The 3,540-nt window shown below is 75.6% G+C and carries 3 protein-coding genes; 2 read left to right on the plus strand and 1 reads right to left on the minus strand.

Annotation, left to right across the window (positions count from 1 at the left end):
• Positions 1-106 precede the first annotated feature (106 nt).
• Positions 107-1,837, minus strand: coding sequence for a SpoIIE family protein phosphatase (locus L1885_RS25610; RefSeq protein WP_235799541.1), 1,731 nt, complete (start codon positions 1,835-1,837; stop codon positions 107-109).
• A 389-nt stretch (positions 1,838-2,226) separates the two neighbouring features.
• On the opposite strand from L1885_RS25610, the gene L1885_RS25615 reads away from it, so the two are divergent.
• Both L1885_RS25615 and L1885_RS25620 read left to right on the plus strand, forming a co-directional pair.
• Positions 2,227-2,517, plus strand: a complete 291-nt coding sequence (locus L1885_RS25615) for a polyprenyl synthetase (RefSeq protein WP_235799542.1) — start codon at positions 2,227-2,229, stop codon at positions 2,515-2,517.
• Positions 2,510-3,540: polyprenyl synthetase family protein (locus L1885_RS25620; protein ID WP_235799543.1), on the plus strand; the 1,031-nt coding region annotated here is incomplete at its 3' end. The genes L1885_RS25615 and L1885_RS25620, both read left to right, overlap by 8 nt.

The following is a 3,540-nucleotide window of genomic DNA, read 5'->3' on the forward strand; positions in this document are numbered from 1 at the left end:
GGCCGGCGGCCTGCTGATGATCGAGGACACCGGCGAGGAGCCGGGGCCCCGGCCGGGGCCGGACACGACGGCGGCCCGTCGCGGGGAGGCGCGGGCCGACCGGCCGTCAGGAAGCTGCGACGCCCGGGGAGTCCGGGCCGGACCCTCGCTCCGGGCCGGGCGATGACAGCGTTGCCAGGAGCAGCGCCACGTCGTCCTCCTGCCCCCGGCTGTCGGCGACGGCGCCGACGATGTGGGCCGCCAGGGCGCGCAGTTCCACCGGGCCCTCGGCCATCGCCTCCACCACGCGCCGGCAGCCCGCGTCGAGGCTCCGCCGCCCCGACTCCAGCAGGCCGTCGGTGCACAGGAGGAGCGTGTCGCCGCGCTCGAACAGCAGGCGCGTCGTGGGGTGGGGCGCGGTGGCGAAGCCGGGCATCCCGAGGGGCAGCCCGCCGTCGACTTCGAGGTGGGCGACGTCCCCGTTCGCGTACCGGACGAAGGGGTCCGGATGTCCCGCGCGCGCGAGGAGGGCCTCCCCCGTGCGCGGCGTGACCGCCACGTACACGCAGGTCGCCAGGCGGTCCGTCTCCAGCTCCGTGAGGAAGGCGGAGGCGCGTGCCATGACGGTCGACGGCGGGTGGCCCTCCGAGGCGTAGGCGCGCAGGGCGGTGCGCAACTGGCCCATGACGGCCGAGGCGTCGAAGTCGTGCCCCTCCACGTCCCCGACGATCAGCGCGATGCCGCCGTCCGGCAGCGGGACCGCGTCGTACCAGTCCCCGCCCACCTCCTGGCTGTTGCTGGACGGCTGGTAGTGCACGGCCGTCTCCAGGCCCTCGACGCGGGGGATGCGCGCGGGGAGCATGGCGCGCTGCAGCCCCACGGCGACCGCGTGCTCGTGGTCGTAGAGACGGGCCCGCTGCAGGGACTGCGCGACGGCGGAGCCGAGCGCGAGGAGCAGGTCGCGATCCACGCTGGTGAAGCTCGTACGCCCCTCGTACAGGACGGTCAGGGCGCCGGTGGGGCGGCCCTGCGCCACCAGCGGCGCGATGGCGGTCGAGGTGACCGGGCTCTCCTCGACGTTCGGCCACATGAGCGGGTACTTCTCCTCGAAGTCGGGCCGCCGCACGAACAGCGGCTGCTGGGTGCGCACCACCTCGGCGAAGGGCGTCGGCGCCTCGACGTCCAGCACCTCGAAGCCGCGGAAGACCACGGCGGGCAGCCCCTTCGTGACCAGGCGGGGATCGCCGTCCTCCTTGAAGGTGGTCAGCGCGATGCCGGCGGCGCCGATGCCCCGCAGCGTCTCGGCGTCGTTCAGCGACTCCAGCACGTCGTCGAAGGTCAGCGCCTTGGCCAGGGCGGCTGTCGTCGCGTGGACGACGTCGCTCTGGCGACGGCGCACCGCGTCGCTCGTCGCCTGGTCCACGGCGCCCTGGAGCTCCGCCGAGGCGTCCCGGATCACGCCCACGACCTTCTGCGCGCTGCCCCTCCCGTCGCGGATGACCTGCACCTGGGCGTGCGCCCAGCGGGTCTGGCCGCGCGGCCGGCAGCACGCGCGGAAGTGGAAGCTCAGGCCCGTCCGCTCGAAGCCTTCGCTCTGCACCGCCTTTCGCAGTTCCGCCATCTCCCGGGGGATCACCCGCCGCGCGAGCGTCGACACCTGCCCGTCGAACTCGTCGGGCTTCAGCCCGAACACGGCGAGTGCCCCCGGATGCATGTACACCCTCCCCGTCCGCACGTCCCACAGGAATGCGCCCATCCCGCTGCGGGCCATGGCGCCGGGGAGTTCGGCGCGCAGTTCGGCCTCAAGTGCCTCGGAGGTCGCGCGCCTGCCAGCCTGGGGGGCTGGGACACTACGCATCGCACCCTCCATATAACTATATTAAGTAGTATTTAAGGCGTTTGTCCCACCTTACGCCGCCCGCGCGCCGACGGCGCCGACGCCCGGGCGCCGTCCCACTCGGCGAACACCGCGCACGCACGCCGAACCGGCCGCCTCTCCCTCCGCGCACACCGCGCCCGCACCGGCGCCCGGGCGGCGCCCCCTCGCGGCACACCGCGCGCGGGTCCGCAAGGCCCCCGCGCCACCGGAGCCGGTGACGGCGCGCGCCCGGGAGCGGACGGTGCCGCACTGCCGAACGAGCGCTCGCCCGATGGGGGTGGCCGTGTCGTCCGCGCGCTCCCGGCTGGGCAAGCTGCTGACCGGGGCCGGACAGGCCGGCACAGGGGCAGGGCGGCGCAGGGGCGGGGATGGTGGGCGTGTCGGAGCGGATGCGGCGGGGCGAGGACGCGGGGGAACAGGCGGTGCTGCTGGCGGCCGGGCTGGCCGAGCTGGCCTGGAGCACGTGCGGCGGCGCCCTGCGCACGGTACGGGGGCTGCTGGGGCGCTCGGACCTCGGCGACCTCGCGCAGCAGGGACAGCGGGACCTGCGGGCCCGCGGGAGGCTGGCGCTGGATCGGCTGGGCACCGGGGGCGAGGCCCACATGGAGGTGCTGGCCCGCCACGCGCGCGCCCGCTCGGCAGGCGGCACCGGTGCCTGAGGCGGGCGACGACCTCGCCGTGCTCCGCTCGCGGGTGGACCGCGAGCTGGACGAGTTCGTCGGCAGCGAGGTCGAGGCGCTGCTCGCGGTGGACGAGGAGCTGGCGCCGCTGGGCGCGGCGCTCAGATCCGTCACGTCGCACGGCAAGCGCCTGCGCTCGGCCTTCTGCTACTGGGGCTGGCGGGGCGCCGGGCAGCCGGACAGCGGTGCGATGGTCCGGGCCGCCGCGAGCATGGAGCTGGTGCACGCCGCGGCCGTCGTCCACGACGACCTGATCGACGACAGCGGCCTGCGGCACGGGCTGCCGACCGCGCACGTCGTGCTGCGGGACGTACTGGCCGGACGCCCGCGGCCCGCCACCCGGGCCCGCTCGCTGGCGATGCTGTGCGGGGACCTGCTGATGTCGTGGGCCGGCCAGCTGTTCGCCACCTCCGGCCTGCCCGCCGCCTATCTGGCGCAGGCCCGCGCGCCGTGGAGCGTCCTGGCGCGCGAGCTGATCGCCGGGGAGGCCCTGGAGATCCTGCACACCGCCGGCGGGCACGAGGTGCGGCGGTCGCTGAAGGTGATCCGCTACAAGACCGCCAAGTACACCGTCGAGCACCCGCTGCACATCGGGGCGGCGCTGGCCGGGGCCGACCAGGGGCTGCGCGCGGTCTTCAGTGACTACGGGCTGCCGCTGGGAGAGGCGTTCCAGTTGCGCGACGACGTGATCGGACTGTTTGGGGAGCCCGCGACGACGGGCAAGGCGAACACGGACGACATCACCGGCGCCCGGCCCACCGCGCTCGTCGCCCTCGCGCACGAGGCCGCCTCCCCAGCGGAGCGGCGCGAGCTGGACGCGCTGCTCGGCCGCGCGAGCCTGAGCGACGCCCAACTCCGGCGCGTGCGCTCCCTCGTGGAGGGCACCGGAGCCCGCGGCCGGGTGGAGGACATGATCACGCAGCGGGTCGCGGCGGCCACCGGGGCGCTGCGGGGCGCCGGCCTCTGCCCGGCCTCCCGCCTGGCGCTGACCCGCCTGGCCGG

This window comes from Streptomyces fuscigenes, assembly GCF_021556455.1.
Classification (GTDB): domain Bacteria; phylum Actinomycetota; class Actinomycetes; order Streptomycetales; family Streptomycetaceae; genus Streptomyces; species Streptomyces fuscigenes.

What these genes read in the sequence shown, in the direction of transcription:
- L1885_RS25610 (WP_235799541.1), bottom strand. Translation starts at nt 1,837, where the DNA reads ATGCGTAGTGTCCCAGCCCCCCAGGCTGGCAGGCGCGCGACCTCCGAG.
- L1885_RS25615 (WP_235799542.1), top strand. Translation starts at nt 2,227, where the DNA reads ATGGTGGGCGTGTCGGAGCGGATGCGGCGGGGCGAGGACGCGGGGGAA.